We start from the raw sequence: 25061 nt of genomic DNA on the forward strand, positions 1-25061 counted from the left end.
CCTAAGCGATGATTTCACGTTCGTTTTGAAACTTTTTGTAAGTTTCATTTGTCATAATATCCTTCAAAATTTGAACGACTTTCCATACCTCTTCAAATGAGTTGTACAATGCAACTGGTGCAAGTCGAATCCCATTTGGTGCTCTAAAATCAGGAACTACACCTGCTTCTTTTAGTGCTTTGCAAATACGTGCCGCTTCCTCATGTACTAAAAATACATGACCTCCTCGTGTTTCATCGGTAGGGTTCCCTAATTGAAAAACATTCGGGAGCTCCTGTTGTAAGCAATCCATTATAAAGCCTGTTAATTGCAATGATTTTTTCCGAATTGCTTCAATGCCAACTTCTTCAAAAATGGAGAGGGAGCCTTCAATTGGCGCTAAACTTAAAATATGTGGTGTCCCAATTTGATATGCACCTGCCGCATTTGCAGGAGAAAATTGTACGGCTAAGTCAAATTGTTTCGTTTTATCAGAACCAAACCAGCCAGCCAGCCCTGGCATCGATCCGAAATGTTTTTCATGTACGAACAAACCTGCAACAGAACCCGGCCCGCTGTTTAAATGTTTATAGTTGCACCAAAACGCAAAATCTACGCCCATGTCATGTAATTGATGTGGAATAGAGCCAATCGAGTGACATAAATCGAAGCCCACAACAATCCCACGTTCATGAGCCGCTTTCGTAATCGTAGCTATATCTAATACTTGACCACTACGGTATAAAACAGCCGGTAAAATGGCGACGGCTACATCGTCTGTCATAGCTTCTATGATTGCTTCTGTCGTAATCGTCTGACCGTCTTCACTTTTTACAAATCTCAAATGGTCAGCTGATAAGTTACGTATATGAATTTGACTAGAAATCGCATAAAGGTCGGAAGGAAAATTTAATTCATCAGCTAATATTTTATTTCGCTCAGCGTTTGGGTGAAAAAATGTTGCGAGTAGCTGATGTAAGTTTGTTGTTGTGGAGCCTGTTAAAATAACTTCCTCTTTTTTTGCCCCAACTAATGGCGCACATTTTGCCCCTAAGTTTTCGGATAAAAAATACCAAGGATGTTCACCATTCGTCCAACCATCAATCCCAAATTGTTTCCACGAATTTAATAGCGTCAATAAACTATTTTCCGCACGTTTTGATAACAATCCTAAAGAGTTCCCATCGAAGTAATAATGATTTTCATTTTTATAAAATTCTGTAGCGTATTGTTTTAATACATCTTGACTATCTAGCAACCTCGCTTTTTCTAAACTTTCCATAAAATCACCCTTTTATCCATTTTTTTACTTCAATTTTATCATAAGTTGCTAGATTGTGAATGTCAACGAAAAGTCGGTGGAATGTTATTATTCAATAAGTAATTTTTACTAATATAATTTATCTATTGATAGCTTTAAATGACTAAAGTGGATGGATTATTCGCTTTAGAATTGTTATTTAAAAATAGTAATAGGTTGATTTGATGGTTTTTGAATACTTGTTAGGAACGGCTTCAGGAGTGATGGGAGCGTACTATAAAAAATATGTAAATCCTATGCAATCTCTACCCTCTACTATCGTAGTTGAGCAAGGACATGAAATAAATAAAGATGGCAAAGTATATGTACATCTACAGGAGGAATCCTCACAATTGAATATTTCAATATCAGGTACAGCAGTTTATGTAAAAGACATAGAGATTGAAATAGAATAGATTGTAATGGTTTTTAAATTTTTGTATTTTATAAAAAATTCGTGTGCAGTTAAATGGGGTGTTTTAACAAAAGGGGGAGGAGTTCGAAATGGTAAGGCAGTTTTCTATTACGTCAGGTGCTGTCGTTGTAAATAGTCAAAATCAAATCCTACTAAAAAAAGATCCGAAAAGAGGGTGGGAATTGCCTGGTGGACTTGTAGAAACTAATGAAACAATTAAAGAAACCGTAATTAGAGAGGTTAAAGAAGAAACTGGAATAAATATAGAGTTATTGAAATTCTGTGGTGTATCACAAGAAGTAGAAAAAGGTATTTGTAATATGTGGTGGATAGGGACTCCTATTAGTGGTGAATTTCAAACGGGTTTGGAAAGCTTAGAGGTAAGCTTTTTTGATATTGATGATGCTCTACAATTAATCAAAAATGAAGATTTTAAACAAGAGCTATTACATTGTTTAAATGAAAAAGCGGAACCTTTTTTTATTTATTTTCAATAATCTTAACGTAAGAAGGCGCAACACATAAAATATGTTCTTGCGCTATACTCATGCTTATCACACATGTCGACTTATTTAGAATGAAAATGTCTATAATCGAAGTGGAAATGGCTATTAAATCATGCAATTTGTCTAAAAAATTATGTACCACAATATTCATGTTGAGCAGAGCGGAAAATTATTTAGGAACCCGCCGCTTCCCACGGTAGCGGCGCAATAAATCCAGAAAGTTCCAGTAGGCCGAACATATATATATATAGGCTGGTTTTGCACAGAGCACACAGATGAGTCTTACCGATTTGTGCAACAAAACTGTGCGGCTCATGTGCTTAGCCAGCCTAACAATTGTAAACGTTAATAGAATTCATAACAGAAAGCTTATATAAGCAGAAGGAATTCTTTAGTTCAAATTAATTATATTAATTTAATGTTCCTTTGTAATAGTAATATTCAACCAGCCAAATAAGATTGTAATGACCGGGCTAAGCAAGCAGAAAAATGCAAATGGTAAATAACTAAGAACATCGACTTGTAATACGGAAGAAATGAATAAACCGCAAACACCCCAAGGGACGAGTGGATTAATTACCGTACCTGCATCCTCAATAACTCGTGCTAAATTTTTCGGATGCATATTTAAACTTTTAAATTTTTCTTTGTACGTTTCACCTGTTAATAAAATCGATAAATATTGCTCACCAATTAAAAAGTTGATGGCAATGGCCGTAAATGCAGCGCCTGTAATCGCCTTACCTATACTTGTGAGCAATTGTTGAATCGAGGATAATAACGTTTGAATAATGCCTAATGAAAATAATAGACCACCCATCGAAAGTGAAAGTACAATTAAAATGATCGTAAACAGCATACTATTCATCCCGCCACGCGTTAATAATGAATCAACCGCTTCTAAACCAGTATTTGCAACATAGCCGCTATATAAGATTGCGAAAAGTTCCTTTAATGGAATCGCATTGTGCACATAGGAAAGGGCTATTCCGCTTATTGTACTAATTGTTAATGTCATTAAACTCGGAATTTTAAACATTGTACAAATAACTAAAATAACGAGTGGAATAAGGGCGTACCAATGAACAAGATTTGTATTTAGTAATACTGCTTTATATTGTGTGATTAATTGCTCATCAATGCTTGTGCTTTTCGGAGATAAAATCGCATAGCCAATGAGGGATAGGATGAATGCAGGAATCGTTGTGTACATCATATTTCGAATATGTGTAAACAAATCAATACCTGTAACAGTTGCCGCTAAATTCGTCGTATCCGAAAGTGGGGACATTTTATCGCCAAAAAATGCACCAGAAACGATGGCACCAGCTGTAATAACTAAAGAAGCATCCATCGCAGTAGCGACACCAAGCATGGCTACACCAACCGTCCCGACCGTTGTTAGGGAGCTCCCAATAGCTGTTCCAATTATGCTGGTAATAATGAATACACTGGCATAAAAGAAGCTCGCTGCAACAATGGAAAAACCGATATACAGTAATGTAGGGATTGTACCTCCTATAATCCAGCTGCTTATTAGTAGCCCAATTAAAAGGAAAATATAAATTGCGCCGATTCCTGTTTTCGCAGAATTCACCATGCTTTCCTCTAACTGACTAAATGGGACTTTTTTGAACAGTCCATAAGTCATTAAAACAATAATAGAAAGAATAATTGGGATATGTGGAACACTTTCAAGCTTAATGATTGAAAATGAAATAAGTCCTATAATGAAAATGGTTAATAAAATGGCTTCGAGAAAACTAATTTTTATCTGTCGTTGTTCAATCATATTCAAAAACTCCTTTTTGCTTTTACGCTTCGATGCGTTGAAGTACGAAAGTAATCCTAACATGAATTTTGTAAAAAGGGAAGGGGGGATATGAAAAAAGACATGACTTGTGCAAAAATTGCAGGAATCGAAGTTGTTTATTGCACAAAAAAAGCCCTCTATGAATGATGCTCATAGAAGGCTACTATTATTAGTCAGCTAACATAATTTTTTCTAACTGTAAAGGCTCGATATATGTATCACCTTTGAATGCGCGCATATTACCACCAGAAATTTCATCGATTAGAATAATTTCATTCGTTTTCGCATCACGGCCAAATTCAAGTTTAATATCGTATAAAGTTAATCCTTTTTTCCCAAGCTCAGCTGCAACGAACTTAGAAATTTCAATTGTACGCTCTTTTAAAATGGCATACTCTTCATGTGTTAGTAAGTTTAACATTGCAAGTGCATCTTCAGAAATTGGAGGATCTAGTCGCTCATCATCTTTAATCGTTACTTCAACGAATGCGTCTAAATCTTGACCTTCGCTTACGTAAGCACCATAACGACGTAAAAATGAACCAACTGCTTTGAAGCGGCAAATCACTTCAAGACCTTTTCCGAATACAGTCGCAGGTTTTACTGTCATTGTCGCATCGTCAAAGTTTGTATCTACATAATGAGTAGGAACATTAAGTTCATTTAATTTAGAGTAAAAGAATGATGTTAAGCGTAAACCAGCAAGACCAGCACCATCAATTGTTAATCCAACTGTATTGGCACCTGGATCAAATACCCCATTTTCACCTGTTACATCATCTTTAAATTTCAATAAAAAATTTCCATCTTCTAACTTGAATACATTTTTCGTTTTACCAGTATACACTAATTCCACATGAAAAACCTCCATTTCGATTACATTACGTATTATAACACGAATGTTTAATGGTTATAAATAAAAAAATGTTCGCATTTTAAAGAAAGACGTCTAACCTTAACACCTACAAAAGAAAGAAATTTCTCACTTCTCTTAATCTTTGATATAATCATTATTAGAGAAGGAGTGGTTATAATGGTTGAAACTTACAAAAATATTGTGGTTGCAGTAGATTTTTCAGAAAAAGCGAAAATTGCATTTGAGCGCGGTATTCACCTCGCAAAATTAACGGGTGCGCAACTTCATTTAGTGTGTGTCATTGATACGCATTCATTTGGCTCGGTGGAAGCTTATGATTTAAAGTACGCAAAAGAGTTAAAAGAAAAAGCAATCGTCCAACTAGAGCAATACAAAAATAAGGCCGCACAAGCAGGCATTGAAAATGTACAGCTTGTCGTGGAAGAAGGTTCGCCAAAAGTGATCTTAACTAGTTTAACTGAAGCCGATTTAATCATTGTTGGTGCAACGGGACTAAACCGTGCAGAACGATTCTTACTCGGATCCGTTTCTGAAAATGTAGTTCGCAGCTCAACATGTGACGTTCTTGTCGTGAGATAATCAAAAAATAAACCGCAAAAATCATGGAATTGATTTTTGTGGTTTTTTAACTTGCTTCAGCAAAAGTCCTCCACTTCTATAAGTAGCAAATGAATGCAAAATTTGCCCTTAATTTAGTGTGGGTTCAAACCCCAGCTGAATAGGGGAATTCAGGCAAAAGGAAGGGAACAAAGGCTAAATCCGTCACGTCCTGTGACAACGCCTTTGTGATCAACGTCGTGTTGACCCGCGTCGTGCGGCAACGCCTGATTGACCAACATCATGTTGGCCCAAAGCCCCAGGCGTATGACACAGATTTTTAGAGGATTTTTTCGAGCAAGCTCGAAAAAATCTGGACAAGAGTTAGTCGAGGTTTAATTAATAATTAATATACGCCTTCTACAAGCATACCGTTTGCAACTTTAATGAAGCCAGCAATATTTGAACCGGCTACTAAATTTCCTTCAAAGCCATGTTGTTTAGCGGCTTCAGAGCTTTCTTTGTAAATCGATTTCATAATCGAATGTAGCTTTTCGTCCACTTCCTGGAATGACCAATACGTACGACTAGAGTTTTGAGCCATCTCTAATGCAGATACAGCAACACCACCCGCGTTAGCAGCTTTTGCAGGACCGAAGAATACGCCAGCATTTAAAAACTCATTAATTGCTTCTAAGTTAGATGGCATGTTAGCCCCCTCAGCAACAACACGTACACCATTTGCAATTAATGTGCGCGCTTGGTCCCCATCGATTTCGTTTTGTGTCGCACATGGTAGGGCGATATCACAAGGGATTGACCAAATGTTAGAGCAACCTTCTGTATATGTTGCATTTGGTCGTTCATTTACATATGCTTTAATACGCTCACCGCGATTTTCTTTAATTTCTTTTACTAATTTTAGATCGATGCCTTCTGGATCATAAATATAGCCTGCTGAGTCTGAACATGCGACAACGTTTGCGCCAAAATGTTGTGCTTTTTCAATTGCATAAATAGCTACATTTCCAGAACCTGATACAACGACCTTTTTATTTAGGAAAGAATCTTTTTCTTCACGTAGCATTTCTTCTACAAAGTAAATTAAACCATAGCCAGTTGCCTCTGTACGGGCTAATGAACCACCGAAACCTGGTTTTTTACCAGTTAATACACCAGCTTCATAGGCACCGCGAATACGTTTATATTGTCCCCACATATAGCCAACTTCACGTGCTCCTACGCCAATATCACCTGCAGGAACATCGACATCTGGACCGAGATAGCGGTATAATTCAGTCATAAACGCTTGGCAAAAACGCATAATTTCTGCATCAGATTTACCTTTTGGATTAAAGTCTGAACCACCTTTACCACCACCGATTGCTTGGCCTGTTAGTGCATTTTTGAAAATTTGTTCAAAAGCTAAAAACTTCATAATCGATTCGTCGACAGTTGGATGGAAGCGAAGACCACCTTTATATGGTCCGTTAACATTGTTGTATTGGACACGGTAACCACGGTTTACTTGAACTTTATTTTGGTCATCTTGCCAAGCAACGCGGAACGAAACGATGCGATCGGGCTCAACTATGCGCTCTAATATGTTGTGCTCCATATATGCAGGATTATTTTCGAATACAGGTACTAATGATAAAAAGATTTCTTCCACCGCTTGTAAAAATTCAGGTTGGTGTGCGTTTTTCTTTTTTAATTTAGCAAATACATCATCGACATAGTGCTGTGCTTTATTTGTAACTACTGTGTTCATTTTGTAACCCCCTAATTTGTTGTTATTAATACATTAGTATGAATTATCTTGCAATTCAATATTATTTTCTGTGCTATTATTAATTAAAAGTGGAAAAGGTTTGTGAAAACGTTTACAAGTTAATATATCAATATAGTAAAATGGACGATTTTTTTGAAAGGGTGAATGGTTATTATACAGTTATTAATTGATGCAGATGCCTGTCCGGTTGTTGATTTAGCGCTATTTGTTTCATCTCGTTATGAGATAAAACCCATCTTGTTCTGCGATACATCACATCGTATAGAAAGAGATAATGTTATAACAATTATTGTAGACAAAGGACCTGATTCAGTAGATTTTAAGCTACTTAGCGTGTTAAAAAAGGGTGACATTGTCATAACGGGCGATTATGGTTTAGCTGCTATGTGTTTGGCAAAAGGTGGAAATGTACTCACTCATAACGGGAAAGAGCTGACGTCTGACAACATAGATCAACTGTTGGCATTTCGTTATGAAAGTGCGAAAATAAGACGTGCAGGTGGTCGCACAAAAGGACCAAAAAAACGGACTGAAGAAAATAATTTGGCTTTTGAAATGAATTTTCGACAAATTTGTGAACGTGCGATTTTTGAAAGGGAGGAACGTTAAATTGAAACAACAATCAATCGATGTGAACGATTTAAAGAAACGCTATCCACTAATAGAAAACTTACAAAATGAACAATACGTGTTTTGGGTAAATCCGAAGAAAACTGCGGAAAAGCAAACATTCAAACAAGTTTCAATGGAAATGGTTCGGGATGCCGAACGAAGATTGCAACGCTTTTCTTCTTATATAAAAGAAGCATTTCCATTGACTAAATTTTCAAATGGCATCATTGAATCTGATGTAAAAGAAATTCCTTCGATGAAAAAATTAATTGAAGGTCGTCGTGGATTTGATATACCAGGGAAATTAATGCTGAAATGCGATCATTCGTTACCAATTGCAGGCTCCATTAAAGCGAGAGGTGGCATTTATGAAGTATTAAGCCATGCAGAAAAACTAGCAATCCATGCAGGGATGATTACAGAGCAAGATGATTATGTGAAATTTAATAGTAAAGCATTTAAAGATTTCTTCAGTAATTATAAAATTGCTGTTGGTTCTACGGGGAATTTAGGCTTGAGTATAGGTATTATAAGTGCACAATTAGGCTTTCAAGTAACTGTGCATATGTCGGAGGAAGCAAAGCAATGGAAAAAAGACCTATTACGTGAAAAAGGAGTAGTAGTCATTGAATATGCTGCGGATTATAGTGCAGCAGTGGCACAAGGACGACTTTTAGCTGAGCAAGATGCCAACTGTCATTTTATTGATGATGAAAATTCATTGGATTTATTTTTAGGTTATGCGGTTGCGGCGTTACGACTAGAACAACAATTACAAGGTTTGAAAATACAAGTCGATGAGGACCATCCTTTATTTGTTTATTTACCATGTGGAGTAGGTGGTGGTCCCGGGGGTGTCGCTTATGGAATCAAACAAATCTACGGGGAGCATGTGCATATTTTCTTCGGAGAACCATTTGCTTCACCTTGTATGCTTCTAGGCATGATGACCGGTTTACATGATGAAATTAGCGTGCATGATATCGGCTTAACCAATCAAACAGAGGCAGACGGATTGGCTGTTGGTAGACCGTCTAAATTTGCTGGTACAATAATGGAATCCATCATTAGTGGCTGCTATACCGTGGATGATAGTTTCCTTTATCGAAGCTTAAAGGGAATGTATGAGCAGGAAAACATTTTTATGGAGCCTTCTGCACATACAGGTGTTTATGGTCCAATTGAATTAATGATGCAAGGAATCGATTATTTACAACAAAATCAATTACAATTGAAGATGAATCAAGCAACGCACCTCATTTGGTCAACAGGTGGAGACCTTGTACCAGAGGAACTACGTCAGCAATATTTGCAAACGGATATTTAGAGAGGAAGTTTTATTTTGTTAATTGCTATTTTAGTTATTGGATTTATCGCAGTGGGCGTAATTGATTTAAAGCTGCGCAAAAAGTTTAACATCCCCAAAAATGAAAAGTTTTTAGACCAATATGTTGGTATTTGGCACTTTACTTTAGAAGCATTTTTATGTGTGCTTTTTATGATGTTTATGACGGTCAATTTATTTGAGCAAAAAGCGATATATGTATTATTATTTGCATTTATTATGTTCCTGTTTACATTACGTGGTTTACTAGAGTATGTATTTAAGAGGAAAAATCGACGCCATATTTTATCCTTTACATATGCAGTTTTATGTGGCGTTTTTAGCGGTGCAGTTGCATTATTTTTATAACAAAATAGGAAGCAATTGGGGCATAGTTAGAAATTCTACTTAAAAAGACACAACCCGGTCCATTGGGTTGTGTCTTTCGTTTTAGTCTGCTTGAATTTCTTCTACGGTTGCTTCAACTTCAGCCCGAGACATTTTTTCACGTCCATCTTTCATTGCTTGAAGTGATTTATGGGCTAATGCAAGAGGGAGACGACAGAATAATATGATAGAACGCTTGTTTAACACCTTCATATAAGCGTCTGCTTTCGCTAAATTTTCCTCTGCATAGTGGAATAAATCATCACGTGTCCAGTTGTCGGGTAAGAAGCTTACGCCTCGCTCATCTAAATCTTCTTGTTGATTTCGTAAAATATTGACCGCTTGAAGTCCACGTCCGTAGCCAATTGCGAGCTCGCGGTCTGTTTTAATGCCGGCATTCCATTCCCATAGCTCGGATAGCATGACACCAACTAAGCCTGCCACATAGTATGTATACTCATCTAAATCTTCGCGTGTATGGATTTGCCAGTTGGCTTTTGCCCATTTAGCCATACCAATAGCCATTTCGCTTGTCGCATCCATGACAATTTTTCGTGCGTCTGCTGGACAAATACTCAACCAATCACCTAAACGTGATGTTACTTCTGGCATAGGCTGCTCGCTCAGTGCTAAAGCTTGCGCATAGGCCACTTCATCAAATGGAGTAACTGCTAATAATTCACTCACTTTCATGAGGACGTCATGCTTAGTATCATTTGAAATTTCTTCGTGATCTTCAATTTCATCAATCGCACGCATAGATAAGTATGCCGCAGCTACTGTTAATTTTAATTCTTTCTGTAAAAATGTTATTGGAATATAAAAAGTTCGGCTCGTATCCTTTAAGACACGCATAGCCTCTTTTTGTAGTAATTTGTCGGACATTGGAAAAATTCCTCCATTCTTAATTGCTTCCTATCTTATGGTATCGCAAAATTAGAAAAAGTAAAATCAATTGTCCTTTGTTTTCAAAAATTCCAATCGTTTTCATTGTTTTTAGTCTCTCATTCGTTCAGCGAGTGTTTGACTCCCCTTGATCAAATAGATTAAAAAAATTCATCTCATTATCTATTAAGATGGGAGTTTTCTACTGAACGAAGAAATATTTTTATGGTTTTCAAAGAAAGCTGCTTTATTCCTAACATTTCCGAGTCACAAGCTCTTTTTTACGATACAATAAGGGTATGTTTAAAACTGTGGGAAATATTGTATTGGAAAATAAGGAAATAAAAGTAGTGGGTGAAAATTTTGGGACGAGTACAAACGTATATTACATTGGATGTTGAGGCAGCCCTTATTCGAGGGAAGCAATACATAATTGAAATTGGCGCGGTTAAATGGTTGCCGGATGGTTCAACCGAAACATTTACACAGCTAATTCAACCTTATAAATTTAAAAAATTGAATGCACATATTCAGCAATTGACGGGTATTACGACTGAGCAATTAGTTGATGCACCTAGTTTTAAAGAAGCCTTTTATAGGTTCAAGCGTTGGTGTAAAAATGACTATTTGATTTTAACTTTTGGAGAATTTGACCGCAAAGTGCTAGAAGAAGAATTAACTCGAAATTATATGAATAAAGAGTGTCTTTATCCAATGGTCGATTTCCAACAAAAATACATGATTGCAAATGCGATTAAGGAACAACCAAGCTTAGCTGGTTTAATGGCACAGCTTGGTTTAACCAATGAAACGCAGCACCGAGCATTAGCAGATGCTTGGAGTTTACTGCGAATTTTCCAGCAAGTGAATGGCGAAGTGCTTATACAGCAACAACAAACAAAGAACTTTCTATTATTATTAACAAATTTCCGTATGTTAGAAGAGACATATGAGCTCGTCATTTCCACAACGGATTGTTCGATTGAGCACGGTCATATTCAAACACATCGTATGGAGACATATCGAGAGGAGCTTCCGTTTACGGTCTCCCATCAAGTGAGGACAAATGCAGATGGGGAAAAGGAAACTGTCGAGGTTATCAAAATTTCACCAAGTAACAATGCGAAAACGTTTTTGCAGGACATTTCTGAGTCTGTTCATGGTCGAATTTTAATTTCACGCTCACCACTGCGTTCCATTTCGAAAATATTAAAACTTCATCAAGTGACATTGCCAAAAACAGAGGTGATGACGCTAGTAAACTTATTGAAAAACGAGAATTATGTGGCGAAGTTCAATTTAATAGACGAAACAACACATGCTTATGAGTCGAAAATTGTGCGTCTATTAAATAAATTTGAACAACCAATTATCGAAGAATTTCATAAACGGGCTTTGCTAGAAGAAGTGATGGTAGAAGTTTAATTTTCTTCGGCAGAAATCCTTCACTTTTATAAAGTGGGTAATGAATGCAAAATATCCATTTCATTCAATGGATAGAACTTGCTCTTTATTGCTTTCAATGATTGAGTTATTATATGGAGGAAGGGTAATACTAGCTTGAAAGTATAAAGGAGAACTTTTATGTCAACATGGATAGGGATCGATACGGGGGGTACGTTGACAAAGCTTGCTTATTTAGATGAAAACAAGGAGCTTAAACTAACTGTCTTTCCATCAACTGATATGCATTTAGTGAAAGAATGGTTAGAACAACATCCTCATGTAGACGAAATCGGCTTAACGGGAGGGCGTACGGAGCAATTACGCGATGTCCTGTATCCGATGAAGTCAATTGAATATATTGTAGAGTTTGAAGCAACTTTAAAAGGTGTACGTTATTTATTAGAACAAGAGGGGCAATCGATTCACCAAAGCATTATTACAAATATCGGGACAGGGACTTCGGTGCATTATATGGATGGAAATTCACATGTCCGTGTAGGTGGTACAGGAATTGGTGGTGGTACATTAATAGGGCTATCAACAATTATGACTGGTATTACGGATTTTGGTGAAATTAAAAATCGGGCCTCAGATGGTAACAGAGCAGGTATTGATTTACTTGTAAAAGATATTTATCAAGGGATGGATATGCCTATATCTGGTGATTTGACAGCGAGTAATTTTGGAAAAGTAGGCATTACGGATGAGCATAACTATGAGACAAGTGATATTCTTGCCACAGTTCAAGGGCTTGTCGGGGAAGTTATTACGACGTTAAGCATTCAACTTGCTGAGCATCACCAGGCAGAACATATTGTCTATATAGGATCTACCTTGACAGATAATGAGCAATTAAAAAAGGTGATTGAGCATTACACGATTTTGAAAAAACATAAGCCTGTATTTTTACAGGATTATGGCTATTGTGGCGCGGTCGGTGCACTCTTAAATGTGATGGAATATAGTAAAAGATAAGTAGTCTTGAATGTGAAAAAGCTGTCTCTAAGCACCTGATTAAAGGGCTTGGGACAGCTTTTTTTATGATTAGGTCGTAGTTAATTCTGCTTCTGCCTCAACAGGAGCCATAATTGTAGCAAGGACACCATCGAGTTCGCTAATGATTTCGTATGGAAGCTTTGCAACAAGATCTGCTAGTGTAATTGTTTGTTCAATTTCAAGTGTCGTAATATCCACTTCAATTGAATCTGGAATTTCATTTGGTTTCACTTTAATTTGAGCTGTTGTTGTAGGCTGCATTAAAATACCGCCTACCTTAACGCCCGCAGCATTACCAACTAATGTAACCGGTACGTAAACTTCCAAAGGTGTGTCCATATTTATCGATTTGAAATCAACATGTGTAATAGTTCCTTTTCTTGCAGAGCGCTGTACTTCACTAATAACAGCATTGTAAGATTGGTTATTTACTTCTAAAGTAAATACGTTGTTTAGGCCGTTTGCTGCAATAAACTTAAAAATCGTTTTTGCATTGATGGCAATCGGTGTTGTTACGGTTTGATACCCGTATAACACGGCAGGAACCTTCCCATTATTTCGAACCTCGGCTAATAATGCGCGAGCTCCAAATTGTCTTTCTATTGCTTCTAACTTCAAATTCATACTTCCTCAATTCCCTTCGTTCTATTTTTCGGCAGACTGCTTCAGCAATCTAAATTCTCTTGAAACCTACAAATAAAAGAAAACAACCCTGAAATTACATTCAGAAAAAAGAAGTGATTGTTTTTGTTTTACGCAATTGAAAAGGCTATTACTCCCTTATTATAGTAAAATATAATTATAAAACAATTAAAATCTTCGTTATTTTTGAATTGAGTAGTTAATCACTACTAATTTAATGGTGATTTTTATACTTAAGGACTAGGTAAATTATAATTGTGTGAAATAAAACTTTTTATGATGCTTTCGGTCTAATGGTTTGGTGATGGGGATTGAAAAAAACCATCTAAATGTATTATTTTGAAAAAACAACCCACCACCTGTTAGTGAAGTCTAACAGATAGTAGGTTGTTTTCGAATATGATGCATAAAAAATCAATCATTTTTTGCCTTCTGAATTGCTTCTCGTGCTAGTGCATCGGCTGCTTTATTTTCTTTATCTGGAATCCATTTAATGAAAAATAAATCAAATTGCTTAATGAGTTGAAGCGCTTTTTCTAAGTAGGGTTTAAATTCTTCATTTTTTACATAAGCTTTATCAACCGAACTAACGACAATTTTGGAATCGGATCGCATAGAAACAAAAGTAGTACCCGTTTTTTTTGCTTCTTCTAAACCACGTACAAGTGCAATGAACTCTGCTTGATGATTATTTGTTATGCCGATTGGTTCACTAATTTTCTCAAGTATCCCTTCGCCTTTTAAAAAAATCCCAATTCCACTTGGTCCCGGATTTCCTGCGCTTGCGCCATCAATATATACTTCTAACATCGTATCACTCCTGTTACAACATGGATTATATTCAGTATAGCAGAGGAAGAATAGTTGAAGAAAAGAAAAACTTCATTGTACAATGGGGAAACGTATGAAAAAGGAGGCCACCAATGATTAAAAAAGTCGATATAATGAAGGATATGGATGAATTAACAGATACGTATTGTATGGAATGCTTTGTCATTCGTGATCTAAGAAAAACAAGAGGGAAGCAAGACGCACACCGTTTTTGTATAGAATCCTGTTCGGTAGGAGAACAACTGCAATTTTTAGGGAATGAAATGATGAAAATTTATGAAAAAAATTAAAAGCTGAACTTAATGAAATGAGACACATTCAAACAAGTAAATGTGTCCATTTTTTTATGCCTTTTTACAATATAACGTTAAGTTACACCTTAATTGGTTGATTATTCATAACGCATTTACCCATTAGTAAAGTAATGGTCTTGCGGTTAAGTGTTAATTAGCTTTTTGAAACATTTCACTTCACCGACAGTTCATACCCCTCCTCCTATGTATAATGATTAACTTTAAAAAAGTAAACAGATTTTTTGGGAATTTTAATTTGGAGAAAAGGTATATAATGGAGGGATAGAAATGATCATGCAGATAAAATTCCCATTCAAATGGTTAAGGAATCATCTTAAGAATTTAGGGGAATTCATGCAATGCGTCCACCAATTTTTTGGAGGTGATAAGGGCAATAGGTAGTGTGTAATTTTAAGGAAATTATACCAACATTGTTTTGAAATATATAGTAAATATAAGGTGGAGGAATCAAAATATGTACAATCAAACACTCTGTTTTATAAAACGCACAGACGAGCTACTTATGATAAATCGTGAGAAATCGCCGAATATGGGGATGTGGAATGGTGTTGGAGGGAAGGCCGAACAAGGGGAGTCGGCTATACAATGCGCCATTCGGGAAATACTTGAAGAAACGGGCATACATGTACTTGCGGCAAACACGCACTATAAAGGCTCAGTTTCATGGATAGAAGAGCATCAAAAGACAGGAATGGACTTGTTTTTAATTGAAGTTGAAAAAAACTTTACCTATAACATACCGAAAAAAACCGCAGAAGGGATTTTAGATTGGAAAAAGGTTGAGTGGCTGATGGATTCACGTAACAGGGGGGTCAGTGAGATGTTGCAACAAATTTTACCGACTGTGTTAAACGAAGCTTCTCCGGTCGAACATGTATATACATATGAAAATGGCGATTTAGTTCAATATGAGAAGCGGAAAATGGTACAGATTTAAATTGGCACGATTTAGCTAGATGAAACAAACGAACATACATTTCCAAAAGTATTGCATGTCTGGACTTATTATTGCTATGATATGACTTCATCTTCAATCAATAGAAAAAGCCTATTGATTGAAGATGAAGCCTCCGGTGGATGTCACAGATTTTGAAGGGAGTGAATTGTGCAAGCACAATTCAAAATCTGGACGCAATTACGCCAAGGCGTAATTCATTGCAAAGAAGAGAGGATGAATCATTTGGACCAACAATGGATTGAATTAATCGGAGCACGTCAAAATAATTTAAAAAACATTTCACTACGTATTCCAAAGCAAAAAATTACCGTTTTTACGGGTGTATCGGGTTCAGGGAAATCATCAATAGTTTTTGATACAATTGCACAAGAAGCTGGTCGACAGCTAAACGAAACATTTAGTAATTTTGTACGCTTATACTTACCGCGCTACCAGCAACCACAAATCGATAGTATTCATAATTTATCGCCTGCCGTAGTTGTCGGACAGGAACGCTTAGGAGGCAACGCTCGATCAACGGTAGGGACCATTTCAGATATTTCGCCACTTTTTAGAGTGCTGTATTCCCGTTTTGCTACGCCGTCTTTAGGGTATGGAAATGCCTATTCTTTTAATGATCCACAAGGGATGTGCCCTGAATGTGAGGGTATTGGAAGCATGATGACATTAAATATTGCTGCTGCCATCGATCGTGAAAAATCGTTGCAACAAGGTGCTATTTTATTGCCGGGTTATGGAGTAGGTACTTATTACTGGAACCAATATGCACAAAGTGGCTTTTTTGATGTAGACAAGCCGTTAAAGGATTATAACGAGCAAGAATGGCATCAATTATTATATTCTGAGCCTCAAAAAGTACAAATTACACACAGTTCAAGTAATTTTCAAGCGACTTATGAAGGCATTGTTGTCCGTTTTCGACGTTCAAAATTACAAAAGCAGCAGGAAGCATCGGAACGCGAGAAAAAACAAAATGCACAATTTTTAATGACCGCAACATGTGAGGTGTGCTCTGGGACCCGTTATCGAGAGGAAGTATTGCATTCATTGATTCAACAGTATTCGATTCATGATTTAAGCGCGATGCAGTTGTCGCAATTAATTGAAGCGCTAAAGACATTTAAGCAACCTGAAATGCAATCCATTGTCTCTCGAATTTCTGAACGTGTACAAAGTTTAATTGACATCGGACTTGGCTATATGACGTTGAATCGTGAAACCGCTACATTATCGGGGGGTGAATCGCAGCGCGTCAAAATGGTGAAATATTTATCGAGTACACTAACGGGTATGCTATATATTTTTGATGAGCCGAGTACTGGTTTACATCCGAGAGATGTGTATCGATTAAATGATTTATTGCGTCAAATTAGAGATAAAGGAAATACGGTTTTAGTAGTGGAGCATGATCCAGATGTAATCGCGATTGCGGATTATATTGTAGATGTAGGACCTGGAGCAGGGGTTCATGGCGGAACGATTTTATTTAGTGGTCCGTACGAAGAATTTGCAAAAAGTGATTCTATTACCGCGAAAGCATTACACACACAAGCTCCTATGAATACAAAGCCGCGACCTGTGTCGACATTTATTGAAAGTAAGCCAAGTAGCTTATACAACCTAAAAAATGTAACTTTAAAAATACCTGAGCAAGTATTAACGGTTGTGACAGGGGTTGCAGGTTCTGGAAAAAGTACATTAGTCAATGAAGTATTCGCAAAGGAATACGATGAGGCGATTGTAATTGACCAAAGACCGATTCATACAAATGTACGTTCTAATGCAGTCACTTATTTAGGGATGATGGATAAAATCCGCAAACTATTCGCAAAGGAAAATGGTGTAGATGTCGCTTTATTCAGTTATAACTCAAAAGGTGCTTGTGAAGAGTGTAAAGGAAATGGCGTTGTGACATTGAATTTATCCTTTATGGATGAAGTTGAAACAGTTTGTACAACTTGTCAAGGTCGACGCTATGCAGAGGAAGTACTTGCCTATACGTTTAATGGCAAAAATATTGTCGAAGTGCTAGAAATGGATGTAGAACAGGCTTTAGTTTTCTTTGAAGCGAAGGATTTAGTGAAAAAACTACAAATTTTACAGCTAGTCGGATTATCCTATATGTCATTAGGACAGCCTTTATCAACCTTTTCAGGTGGAGAATGTCAACGTCTGAAATTGGCGAAGGAAATGAAGGCAGGGGGACAGCTGTACATTTTAGATGAGCCAACGACTGGATTACATTTGAAGGATGTATCAAAAATTGTGCATATGCTTCAGCAATTAGTTGAGCAAGGAAATACGGTTGTTGTTATTGAGCATCATACCGATGTCATGCGTCAAGCGGACTGGATCATTGATATTGGACCAGAAGGCGGTAGTGCGGGTGGTCAAATCATCTTTGAAGGAACACCGGAGCAATTAAAAAATTGTAAAGAATCAATAACAGCGAACTACTTATAATTTTATCTATTTTTCGCGCAAAAAAGGACTTACCTCACGCAATTATGCGCGAAGTAAGTCCTTTTCATTGTAATTAAGATGCTTTCACTTGGAAGGCAAGAAGGTCTTGATAATATTTATTTAATGACGAAGCTGCAACGCCGAAGCTATCTGCAATTTCTTTCACTGTAAATTTCTTATCAATGTAATTTTGTTCTTGTGCAAAACGAATTGCACCTGCAGCAATCGCACCTGCTTTACGGGCAGTTGGTTGTTGCTCTACTAAATAATCTTCAACCGTAACTAAGAGCTTGTCATTTTCAATAGAATGTTCTACTAAAAATGCTTTTACTTGCTCTAATACATCTTGCTCGAATGGAGTAAATTCTTCACCCTCATAGCCATTTTCAACTAAACCTTCCCATAATAAAAGGTGGTTTTTTTGAGTGAATTCTTCAATTGTTAGACCGCTGGCTTTGTACGAAGCGGTAAAGTCCTCAAATGAAATTGCATGTTCTTTATGGAAGAAAATTAATGTAGAAACGGCTAATACATGATTTTCTTGTTTTGAACCATCTGGTAATAGGAATGAGAATACGCGCATCCCAATCGGAATTGGTTTCGGACTTTCGCGCTGAATCATGTAGGCTTGATTATCTAACGCTGAAATGGCTGTAAAGTATTTGTCTTCAACAGATTCAACCGTTCCGATAAAGAAGATAGGCGTTGTCCAAGATTTTAGCAATTCAATTGTTGACGGACGAATTAATTTCTTTTCCATTCGTTTTAAGAAGCCTGTCCAAATGTCTGGACGCTTATGGAAGAAATATTCATCTAACGCAACTGCTTCAACTAATTCTCGATGTAATTTTTTCTCTAATTTTGGAGCCCAAACTTTCACTAGTTCCATAAATTCTCGAATGTCTTTTCGCTCAGGGTAATTCGTATAGAAGGTTTGTAAAACATTTTCAATTTCCTCATTAAAAACTGTTAATGCTGTCGTTTGTTGTTTACCTTCACAACACTTTTTATATTTTTTACCGCTGCCACATGGGCATGGATCGTTACGTCCAACCATAGTTACACTTCCTTTTTGACTCATATTAATTCCTTGTTAAACTTGCAACAATACTCTTAATAATAACGTCAGAATGATATTATGAAAACTAATTATCAATTTAGAAAAGTCTGATTTGTGATATATAATAGTATATGTACAATATTCAAATAATAGAATCGGAAATCTATAAAAAATTATTTTTTTAATAGATTCTCTCTTAAGATAGAGTAAAGGGCCGTAAAAGAAAAAACTGTTGCAAAAATCACTTATCATGACTTTTGCAACAGTTTAATAGAAGGAAGTGAATTAAATGGTATTTTCTGAAGGTACTGTTTCAGGAATCTTTTTCATTGCTACGAATTGTTCTAGCTGTGCAACAAAATTTCCGATTAATATAAAGGCACCACCGATAAGTAATTGAGTCGTTAATGTTTCCCCTAAAAATATCAGCGCAAAGATTGCGGCAAAAATAGGTTCTAGTGAGAAAATTAATCCCGTATGTGTAGGGGATGTATATTGTTGTACAACAGCCTGTGCAACAAAGCAAAACGCGGTACAAATAACACCTAACCCTAATATAGCAACCCAGCCTAATGTAGTAGATGGCAATTGCGGTGTTTCAAAAAATAATGTGAAAATCGCTCCAAAAACACCGGCGACACCTAGCTGATATACCCCGTATGAAATCGATTCAACACTTTTAGTAAATTTACTATTTAAGATTAAATAGATCGAATAACCTACTGCGGCAACCGCAACTAAAATGTCTCCAGTTTGGAATGTTAATGAATCTTTCATTGTTAACGTTGTAATACCAATCATCGTACATACAATTGCAAAGCTGACTGCACGAGAAGGTAAGCGTTTTTCGATAAAGCTTGAAAAAATCGGTACAAGCACTACCGTTAAGCTTAAAATAAATCCTGCATTCGCAGCGGATGTTGTTTTTAATCCAAATAATGATAGTGCAAATACCGTAAATAGTAGGAACCCTTGTATAGATGCGTAAATGATTGTTTTTTTATTAATGCGCAACATCTTTGGTAAAAAGATTAGCCCTGCAATTATAAATGCAATTATGCATCGTAAAGCAACAACGTTATAGGCTTCTAATACGTCTAACCCCATGACCATAAATGTATACGAAAGCCCCCAAAACATTGTTACGATAATCATTAATAAATTTGCTTTTCCTTGTAAACTCAAAGATGTCACCACATTTCTCCAATATTACTTACTGTTATAATACAGTATATCGTCACCATTGTGATTAGTAAAACGAATGTTTATAATGATTAGTATGAAAAAAATTCATATCAAATAACCGTTATTGGAGTGAATGAGATTGAGCTTAGTTAAATACGAAATTTTAAATAAGGTAGGCGAAGTACATAGTTTTACGAAGGCTGCTGAACTACTAGGGTTAACGCAGTCGGCAGTGAGTCATGCCATTTCCAGTATGGAAAAAGATTTTGGCTTTAATTTAATTCATCGAAACCGAACAGGTGTCACATTAACGGAAGATGGCATTACAATGTTAATTGAGATGAGAAAAGTTTTATCCGCAGAGGAACTTTTAAGACAAGAGGCTGCCCATATTTTAGGTGTAGCGAAAGGGACTGTCCGAGTTGGTTTAATTTCCACAATTTCAACGCATTGGATGCCCAATATTATTCGTCTAATGGATCAGCAATATCCTGGTATTAATATCGAGTTACGTGAAGGGGATTATTATGAAATCGAGCAGTGGTTACTAAATGGAGAAGTGGATTGTGGATTTCTAAATCGGACGAGCTCCAAACAATTTGACTTTATGCCTTTAAAGCGAGATCCATTACTTTGTATTGTGTCTTCAAAAAGCCCGCTATATGATAAAGAAGAAGTCGATTTAAATGAAATCGAGGATATTCCATTCATCATGCCTTCTTATAAAGGAACAAATGATGTCATTGCGAATTTTGAAAAATATAATGTGCGACCAAATATTCGTTTTCATTTAACGGATGAAAAGGGAATTATATCAATGGTAGAGCATCATTTAGGCATTAGTATTTTACCGCAACTTGCTATGGCAGGCTTGATGAACAATGTGAGAACAATACCATTAAAGCAAGAAAGTTTCCGAACAATAGGACTTTCAACGAAGCAAAAATTATCACCCGCGGCCAAAAAATTTGTTGAAGTATTGAAGCAATGGCTAGCTAGTGTGAAAGAATAAATAAAAAGGAGTTGTTGAGTATTATGCTAAAGGGAAAAACAGTTTTAATTACAAGTGGTGGAACGTTTGAAAAATGGGATAATGTTCGTGGACATACAAACTTATCTAAAGGAACAATGGGGTGTTATTTAGCGGAGGCTGCCTACGAAAAAGGTGCACAAGTCATCTATATGCATGGTTATTTTGCACAACTACCAGAAAATCACCGTGAGATGCATCTCGTACGTTTTGAAGGGATTGAGGATTTAGGCGATCAGTTAAAGACTATCGTGGAACAGCAGCACGTGGATTACGTCATTATGGCGGTGGCAGGGTCGGATTGGCTTATTGATAAAGTATTTGATCAAGCAGGTAATGAATTAACTGAAAAAGGGAAAATGCCGTCAGATGAACCACCGATTATTCATTTTAAAAAGGCGCCAAAAATTTTAGCGGAAATTAAGAATTGGTCGCCAAAAACGACACTTATTGGTTTCAAATTAGAAGCGACAGAGGATGAAGCATTTTTAATCGAGCGCGCAAAACTACGAATGGATTCTGCACAGGCTGATTTTATGGTAGCAAATAGCTCAAAATCATTATATGGTGGCATGGAACCCCATATCATTGTACATAAATCAGGTGAGATAATCCGTACAAATGGAAAACAACAAACTGCTCTCGCTTTAATCGAGCGAATTCTCACTCGCTAATGATAAGACTCGCTATAGCCTCTTGTTATGGATTGAAATCGAATGATATAATTCGAATATTCTTTTAGTATGGTGTGAATTAACAAAAGTAGCATTGAAGGAGTGTTTCAAGTGGCATTACTGGAAGTAAAAGCGTTTTTTAAACAACATGGCAAAGAGCAGTCGGTGTTAGAGTTTAATAGTAGTAGTGCAACCGTGCAAGAAGCGGCACTAGTTTTAAACGTTATTCCCGCAAGAATTGCCAAAACATTATCGTTCTATGGACAAGAAAACATGGCAATCTTAATTGTCGCGGCGGGGGATACTAAAATTGATAACGCCAAATTTAAGCAACAATTTGGAATGAAGGCCAAAATGCTGGATCCGGAATCAGTTGTCAATCAAACTGGTCATCGCATCGGCGGCGTTTGCCCATTTGCGCTTGCGAATGAACTGCCCATTTATTTAGATCATTCATTAAAACGATTTGCAACTGTATTTCCGGCATGTGGAAGTGCCAATTCAGCCATTGAACTTACTTGTGATGAATTACAGCAATATTCCAATGCGAATGGTTGGGTCGATGTTTGCAAGGACTGGCAATAGGTTAAGTGGAATTTTACAAATAATTAGAAAATCATCAAAGAAATTTGAAGGAGTTTACAATGACATTAACAAAACAGCAAGCAATCCAAGCGTTAAAGAATAATCAATTTATCGGATTTACAACAATGAGTGGCAACGTCCTCATAAAAAAGGCAAATCGCACTGATTATAATATTTACATCTATGAGGAGGGAACAGAAGAACCTTCTCATTACATCGGTTCGATTACGAATGTAATGGCGACATTAAGTGATAAAAATAGTAAACAAGATTTCGTAGTCGTCGAAAAATAAGCTGGATTAATATAAAGCTGCAAACAGACGAACAATTTTGATGTTTGCAGCTTCTTTAATTTACTTTTTAATGACATTCGCAGCTTGTGGACCTCTATTTCCATCAATCACATCGAATTCCACAGATTGTCCCTCAGCGAGCACACGGAATCCTTCTTCTTTTATTCCAGTGAAATGGACAAAAACATCATCACCATTTTCACATTCTATAAATCCATATCCTTTTTCATTATCAAACCATTTTACAGTGCCTTGGTGCATTAGTGATCTCCTCCGATACTGTCAAATTTAGTTGGTAATTTTTTTGAAAAGTACAGAATATTACGAATAAAATATATCCTAGTTAAGGAACGTATGTCAACAATTTGTCGAATAAGTCCAAATTTTTTATATATGTTTCCAACTAAAACAGACTATAATAAAGACGACTATAATTGAAAGTAGGGTTTACAATGACAACTACGATAACAAAACCTCTTACAGATTTGGATATTGCGAATAATGCAATAATGAAACCGATTACCGAAATTGCAGAAAATGCGGGAATACCTGTAGAATCTATCGAGCAATACGGACGTTATAAAGCAAAAATTGATGTGAATAAAATTTCTGGCCAAGCAAATGCCAAAGTCGTTTTAGTGACAGCGATTAGTCCAACACCAGCTGGGGAAGGTAAATCAACTGTTACCGTTGGATTAGCGGATGCACTTAAGCAATTGGATCAACGTGTCATGATTGCGCTACGTGAACCTTCATTAGGTCCTGTCATGGGTGTAAAAGGTGGGGCAACAGGTGGAGGTTATGCACAAGTTCTCCCAATGGAGCAAATAAATTTACATTTTAATGGAGATTTCCACGCAATTACGACGGCAAATAATGCATTATCGGCATTTATCGACAATCACCTTCATCAAGGGAATGCTTTAAATATCGACCCTCGCCGAATTACTTGGAAGCGTGTCGTTGATTTAAATGACCGTGCGTTACGTCATGTTACAGTGGGCTTAGGTGGTCCAATGCAGGGTGTACCACGTGAAGATGGATTTGATATTACGGTAGCGTCAGAAATTATGGCGATTTTCTGTTTAGCAACAAGTTTAACGGATCTAAAAGCACGTCTTGCAAACATTGTCATTGGCTACACATATGATCGTCAGCCTGTCACTGTACGTGATTTGGGTGTTGAAGGTGCGCTTACATTAATCTTAAAAGAAGCGATAAATCCAAATCTTGTGCAAACTATTGAAGGAACACCAGCATTAATCCATGGTGGTCCATTTGCAAATATTGCACACGGTTGTAACTCTATTATTGCCACACAAACAGCCCGTAAACTGGCAGACATTGTCATTACTGAAGCTGGATTTGGATCGGATTTAGGTGCAGAGAAATTTATGCATATTAAAGCGCGTGAAGCAGGTTTTGCACCAAGTGCGGTAGTAATAGTTGCAACAATTCGTGCGTTAAAAATGCATGGTGGTGTTGCGAAAACAGCGTTAATTGATGAAAACGTAGATGCGCTTCAACAAGGTATTTACAATCTTGCGCAGCACGTAAAAAATATTCGCAATTTTGGTGTTGAACCAGTTGTCGCTCTAAATCGTTTTATTTCAGATTCAGAAGCCGAAGTAAATACAGTTTTAAATTGGGCAAAACAAGAAGGCGTTCGTATCGCGCTTACAAATGTTTGGGAAGAAGGCGGAAAAGGTGGATTGGAACTGGCAAAGCAAGTGCTAGAAGTAATTGAAAATCCAAATAACTTCCATTATTTGTACGAAAACAATGAATCCGTTGAACAAAAACTGACGAAAATTGTACAACAAGTGTACGGTGGAAAAGGTGTTCAATTTACAGACGTAGCTAAAAAACAATTAGTGAGCATCGAAAATAACGGATGGGCGAACTTGCCGATTTGTATGGCAAAAACGCAATATTCATTATCAGACCAACCAAGCTTACTTGGCAGACCGACTGACTTTACCGTTACAATCCGTGAGATTCTTCCGAAACTAGGAGCAGGTTTCCTAGTTTGCCTTACAGGCGATATTATGACGATGCCAGGCTTACCAAAGCAACCAGCAGCACTACGCATGGACGTAGCAGAAGATGGCAGCGCACTAGGCTTATTTTAAGAAAAAGTTTGCTTGAAATAAACGA

At 36.8% G+C, this 25061-nt stretch carries 26 protein-coding genes; 16 read left to right on the plus strand and 10 right to left on the minus strand.

All coding sequences use genetic code 11. The features are described from left to right. Position 1: 1 nt before the first annotated feature. A complete protein-coding gene (gene kynU / locus CSE16_RS06405) occupies positions 2-1261 on the minus strand; it encodes a kynureninase (RefSeq protein WP_099423135.1) in 1260 nt (419 codons plus the stop codon). A 203-nt stretch (positions 1262-1464) separates the two neighbouring features. Between kynU and CSE16_RS06410 the strand changes: the two genes are divergently transcribed. Beyond that, positions 1465-1695 (plus strand): PhzF family phenazine biosynthesis protein, encoded by a 231-nt coding sequence (locus tag CSE16_RS06410; RefSeq protein ID WP_099423136.1) that lies wholly within the window; start codon positions 1465-1467, stop codon positions 1693-1695. Between the two features lie 88 nt (positions 1696-1783). Continuing rightward, entirely contained in the window at positions 1784-2191 is a 408-nt protein-coding gene (locus CSE16_RS06415) for an NUDIX hydrolase (protein WP_099423137.1), read from the plus strand. Positions 2192-2615: 424 nt separating this feature from the next. Here CSE16_RS06415 and nhaC read toward each other — a convergent pair whose 3' ends face one another. Next, positions 2616-3992, minus strand: coding sequence for a Na+/H+ antiporter NhaC (gene nhaC, locus CSE16_RS06420; RefSeq protein ID WP_099423138.1), 1377 nt, complete (start codon positions 3990-3992; stop codon positions 2616-2618). 190 nt (positions 3993-4182) lie between these two features. Next, positions 4183-4869 carry a phosphoribosylaminoimidazolesuccinocarboxamide synthase gene (locus CSE16_RS06425; protein WP_099423139.1) on the minus strand — a complete coding sequence of 229 codons (687 nt, stop codon included), beginning with the start codon at positions 4867-4869 and terminating at the stop codon, positions 4183-4185. Between the two features lie 177 nt (positions 4870-5046). Here CSE16_RS06425 and CSE16_RS06430 point away from each other — a divergent pair, with 177 nt between their 5' ends. Further along, positions 5047-5469: a universal stress protein gene (locus CSE16_RS06430; RefSeq protein ID WP_099423140.1), complete on the plus strand. Its 423-nt coding sequence runs from the start codon at positions 5047-5049 to the stop codon at positions 5467-5469. Positions 5470-5833: 364 nt separating this feature from the next. On the opposite strand, the gene gdhA is transcribed toward CSE16_RS06430, so the two are convergent. Then, the gene (gene gdhA / locus CSE16_RS06435; RefSeq protein WP_099423141.1) at positions 5834-7198 is read right to left on the minus strand and encodes an NADP-specific glutamate dehydrogenase; all 1365 of its coding nucleotides are present in this window, start codon (positions 7196-7198) and stop codon (positions 5834-5836) included. 174 nt (positions 7199-7372) lie between these two features. Here gdhA and CSE16_RS06440 point away from each other — a divergent pair, with 174 nt between their 5' ends. From CSE16_RS06440 to CSE16_RS06450, 3 genes are read left to right on the plus strand one after another with little or no spacing between them, the layout of a single operon-like run. After that, complete coding sequence (locus CSE16_RS06440; RefSeq protein WP_099425771.1) at positions 7373-7828, plus strand: YaiI/YqxD family protein; 456 nt, start codon at positions 7373-7375, stop codon at positions 7826-7828. Between the two features lies 1 nt (position 7829). Next, complete coding sequence (locus CSE16_RS06445) at positions 7830-9158, plus strand: D-serine ammonia-lyase (protein ID WP_099423142.1); 1329 nt, start codon at positions 7830-7832, stop codon at positions 9156-9158. A gap of 15 nt (positions 9159-9173) precedes the next feature. Then, entirely contained in the window at positions 9174-9524 is a 351-nt protein-coding gene (locus CSE16_RS06450) for a DUF4181 domain-containing protein (protein ID WP_099423143.1), read from the plus strand. Positions 9525-9605: 81 nt separating this feature from the next. Here CSE16_RS06450 and CSE16_RS06455 read toward each other — a convergent pair whose 3' ends face one another. Next, positions 9606-10427: a squalene/phytoene synthase family protein gene (locus CSE16_RS06455; protein WP_099423144.1), complete on the minus strand. Its 822-nt coding sequence runs from the start codon at positions 10425-10427 to the stop codon at positions 9606-9608. 354 nt (positions 10428-10781) lie between these two features. Between CSE16_RS06455 and CSE16_RS06460 the strand changes: the two genes are divergently transcribed. Together CSE16_RS06460 and coaW are read left to right on the plus strand one after the other, a co-directional pair. Next, positions 10782-11852: a 3'-5' exonuclease gene (locus CSE16_RS06460; protein WP_253896186.1), complete on the plus strand. Its 1071-nt coding sequence runs from the start codon at positions 10782-10784 to the stop codon at positions 11850-11852. Positions 11853-12011: 159 nt separating this feature from the next. Further along, complete coding sequence (gene coaW, locus CSE16_RS06465; protein WP_099423146.1) at positions 12012-12848, plus strand: type II pantothenate kinase; 837 nt, start codon at positions 12012-12014, stop codon at positions 12846-12848. Positions 12849-12917: 69 nt separating this feature from the next. On the opposite strand, the gene CSE16_RS06470 is transcribed toward coaW, so the two are convergent. Together CSE16_RS06470 and CSE16_RS06475 are read right to left on the minus strand one after the other, a co-directional pair. Continuing rightward, positions 12918-13487 carry a 50S ribosomal protein L25 gene (locus CSE16_RS06470; RefSeq protein ID WP_157764757.1) on the minus strand — a complete coding sequence of 190 codons (570 nt, stop codon included), beginning with the start codon at positions 13485-13487 and terminating at the stop codon, positions 12918-12920. Positions 13488-13925: 438 nt separating this feature from the next. Next, entirely contained in the window at positions 13926-14321 is a 396-nt protein-coding gene (locus CSE16_RS06475; RefSeq protein ID WP_099423148.1) for a ribonuclease HI family protein, read from the minus strand. 116 nt (positions 14322-14437) lie between these two features. Between CSE16_RS06475 and CSE16_RS06480 the strand changes: the two genes are divergently transcribed. The 3 genes from CSE16_RS06480 (at position 14438) to CSE16_RS06490 (ending at position 18077) form a co-directional block, all read left to right on the plus strand. Continuing rightward, positions 14438-14632 (plus strand): zinc-finger domain-containing protein, encoded by a 195-nt coding sequence (locus tag CSE16_RS06480; RefSeq protein ID WP_099425772.1) that lies wholly within the window; start codon positions 14438-14440, stop codon positions 14630-14632. A 478-nt stretch (positions 14633-15110) separates the two neighbouring features. Continuing rightward, entirely contained in the window at positions 15111-15593 is a 483-nt protein-coding gene (locus CSE16_RS06485; RefSeq protein ID WP_099423149.1) for an NUDIX hydrolase, read from the plus strand. Positions 15594-15836: 243 nt separating this feature from the next. Continuing rightward, positions 15837-18077 carry an ATP-binding cassette domain-containing protein gene (locus CSE16_RS06490; protein ID WP_099425773.1) on the plus strand — a complete coding sequence of 747 codons (2241 nt, stop codon included), beginning with the start codon at positions 15837-15839 and terminating at the stop codon, positions 18075-18077. Between the two features lie 73 nt (positions 18078-18150). Here the strand turns inward: CSE16_RS06490 and CSE16_RS06495 are convergent, their stop codons facing one another. Next, positions 18151-19134, minus strand: coding sequence for a YecA family protein (locus tag CSE16_RS06495; protein ID WP_099423150.1), 984 nt, complete (start codon positions 19132-19134; stop codon positions 18151-18153). Positions 19135-19422: 288 nt separating this feature from the next. Next, a complete protein-coding gene (locus CSE16_RS06500; RefSeq protein WP_099425774.1) occupies positions 19423-20322 on the minus strand; it encodes a DMT family transporter in 900 nt (299 codons plus the stop codon). Positions 20323-20461: 139 nt separating this feature from the next. On the opposite strand from CSE16_RS06500, the gene CSE16_RS06505 reads away from it, so the two are divergent. The 4 genes from CSE16_RS06505 (at position 20462) to CSE16_RS06520 (ending at position 22904) form a co-directional block, all read left to right on the plus strand. Then, entirely contained in the window at positions 20462-21334 is an 873-nt protein-coding gene (locus CSE16_RS06505) for a LysR family transcriptional regulator (RefSeq protein WP_099423151.1), read from the plus strand. Positions 21335-21357: 23 nt separating this feature from the next. Continuing rightward, entirely contained in the window at positions 21358-22026 is a 669-nt protein-coding gene (locus CSE16_RS06510; protein WP_099423152.1) for a phosphopantothenoylcysteine decarboxylase domain-containing protein, read from the plus strand. Positions 22027-22137: 111 nt separating this feature from the next. After that, the gene (locus tag CSE16_RS06515) at positions 22138-22611 is read left to right on the plus strand and encodes a YbaK/EbsC family protein (RefSeq protein ID WP_099423153.1); all 474 of its coding nucleotides are present in this window, start codon (positions 22138-22140) and stop codon (positions 22609-22611) included. 59 nt (positions 22612-22670) lie between these two features. Then, positions 22671-22904 (plus strand): hypothetical protein, encoded by a 234-nt coding sequence (locus tag CSE16_RS06520; RefSeq protein WP_099423154.1) that lies wholly within the window; start codon positions 22671-22673, stop codon positions 22902-22904. A 60-nt stretch (positions 22905-22964) separates the two neighbouring features. Here the strand turns inward: CSE16_RS06520 and CSE16_RS06525 are convergent, their stop codons facing one another. Further along, entirely contained in the window at positions 22965-23165 is a 201-nt protein-coding gene (locus tag CSE16_RS06525) for a cold-shock protein (protein WP_099423155.1), read from the minus strand. 191 nt (positions 23166-23356) lie between these two features. Here CSE16_RS06525 and CSE16_RS06530 point away from each other — a divergent pair, with 191 nt between their 5' ends. After that, positions 23357-25036 carry a formate--tetrahydrofolate ligase gene (locus CSE16_RS06530; protein WP_099423156.1) on the plus strand — a complete coding sequence of 560 codons (1680 nt, stop codon included), beginning with the start codon at positions 23357-23359 and terminating at the stop codon, positions 25034-25036. The last annotated feature ends 25 nt before the right edge of the window (positions 25037-25061 follow it).

It is taken from the genome of Solibacillus sp. R5-41 (assembly GCF_002736105.1).
Taxonomy (GTDB): domain Bacteria; phylum Bacillota; class Bacilli; order Bacillales_A; family Planococcaceae; genus Solibacillus.

Excerpts from the sequence above, each read along its gene's own strand:
- gdhA (WP_099423141.1), bottom strand. The coding sequence starts at position 7,198 with ATGAACACAGTAGTTACAAATAAAGCACAGCACTATGTCGATGATGTA.
- CSE16_RS06430 (WP_099423140.1), top strand. The coding sequence starts at position 5,047 with ATGGTTGAAACTTACAAAAATATTGTGGTTGCAGTAGATTTTTCAGAA.
- nhaC (WP_099423138.1), bottom strand. The coding sequence starts at position 3,992 with ATGATTGAACAACGACAGATAAAAATTAGTTTTCTCGAAGCCATTTTA.
- CSE16_RS06525 (WP_099423155.1), bottom strand. The coding sequence starts at position 23,165 with ATGCACCAAGGCACTGTAAAATGGTTTGATAATGAAAAAGGATATGGA.
- coaW (WP_099423146.1), top strand. The coding sequence starts at position 12,012 with ATGTCAACATGGATAGGGATCGATACGGGGGGTACGTTGACAAAGCTT.
- CSE16_RS06415 (WP_099423137.1), top strand. The coding sequence starts at position 1,784 with ATGGTAAGGCAGTTTTCTATTACGTCAGGTGCTGTCGTTGTAAATAGT.
- CSE16_RS06530 (WP_099423156.1), top strand. The coding sequence starts at position 23,357 with ATGACAACTACGATAACAAAACCTCTTACAGATTTGGATATTGCGAAT.
- CSE16_RS06455 (WP_099423144.1), bottom strand. The coding sequence starts at position 10,427 with ATGTCCGACAAATTACTACAAAAAGAGGCTATGCGTGTCTTAAAGGAT.
- CSE16_RS06475 (WP_099423148.1), bottom strand. The coding sequence starts at position 14,321 with ATGTTAGAAGTATATATTGATGGCGCAAGCGCAGGAAATCCGGGACCA.
- CSE16_RS06495 (WP_099423150.1), bottom strand. The coding sequence starts at position 19,134 with ATGGTTGGACGTAACGATCCATGCCCATGTGGCAGCGGTAAAAAATAT.
- CSE16_RS06410 (WP_099423136.1), top strand. The coding sequence starts at position 1,465 with ATGGTTTTTGAATACTTGTTAGGAACGGCTTCAGGAGTGATGGGAGCG.
- kynU (WP_099423135.1), bottom strand. The coding sequence starts at position 1,261 with ATGGAAAGTTTAGAAAAAGCGAGGTTGCTAGATAGTCAAGATGTATTA.
- CSE16_RS06510 (WP_099423152.1), top strand. The coding sequence starts at position 21,358 with ATGCTAAAGGGAAAAACAGTTTTAATTACAAGTGGTGGAACGTTTGAA.
- CSE16_RS06520 (WP_099423154.1), top strand. The coding sequence starts at position 22,671 with ATGACATTAACAAAACAGCAAGCAATCCAAGCGTTAAAGAATAATCAA.
- CSE16_RS06485 (WP_099423149.1), top strand. The coding sequence starts at position 15,111 with ATGTACAATCAAACACTCTGTTTTATAAAACGCACAGACGAGCTACTT.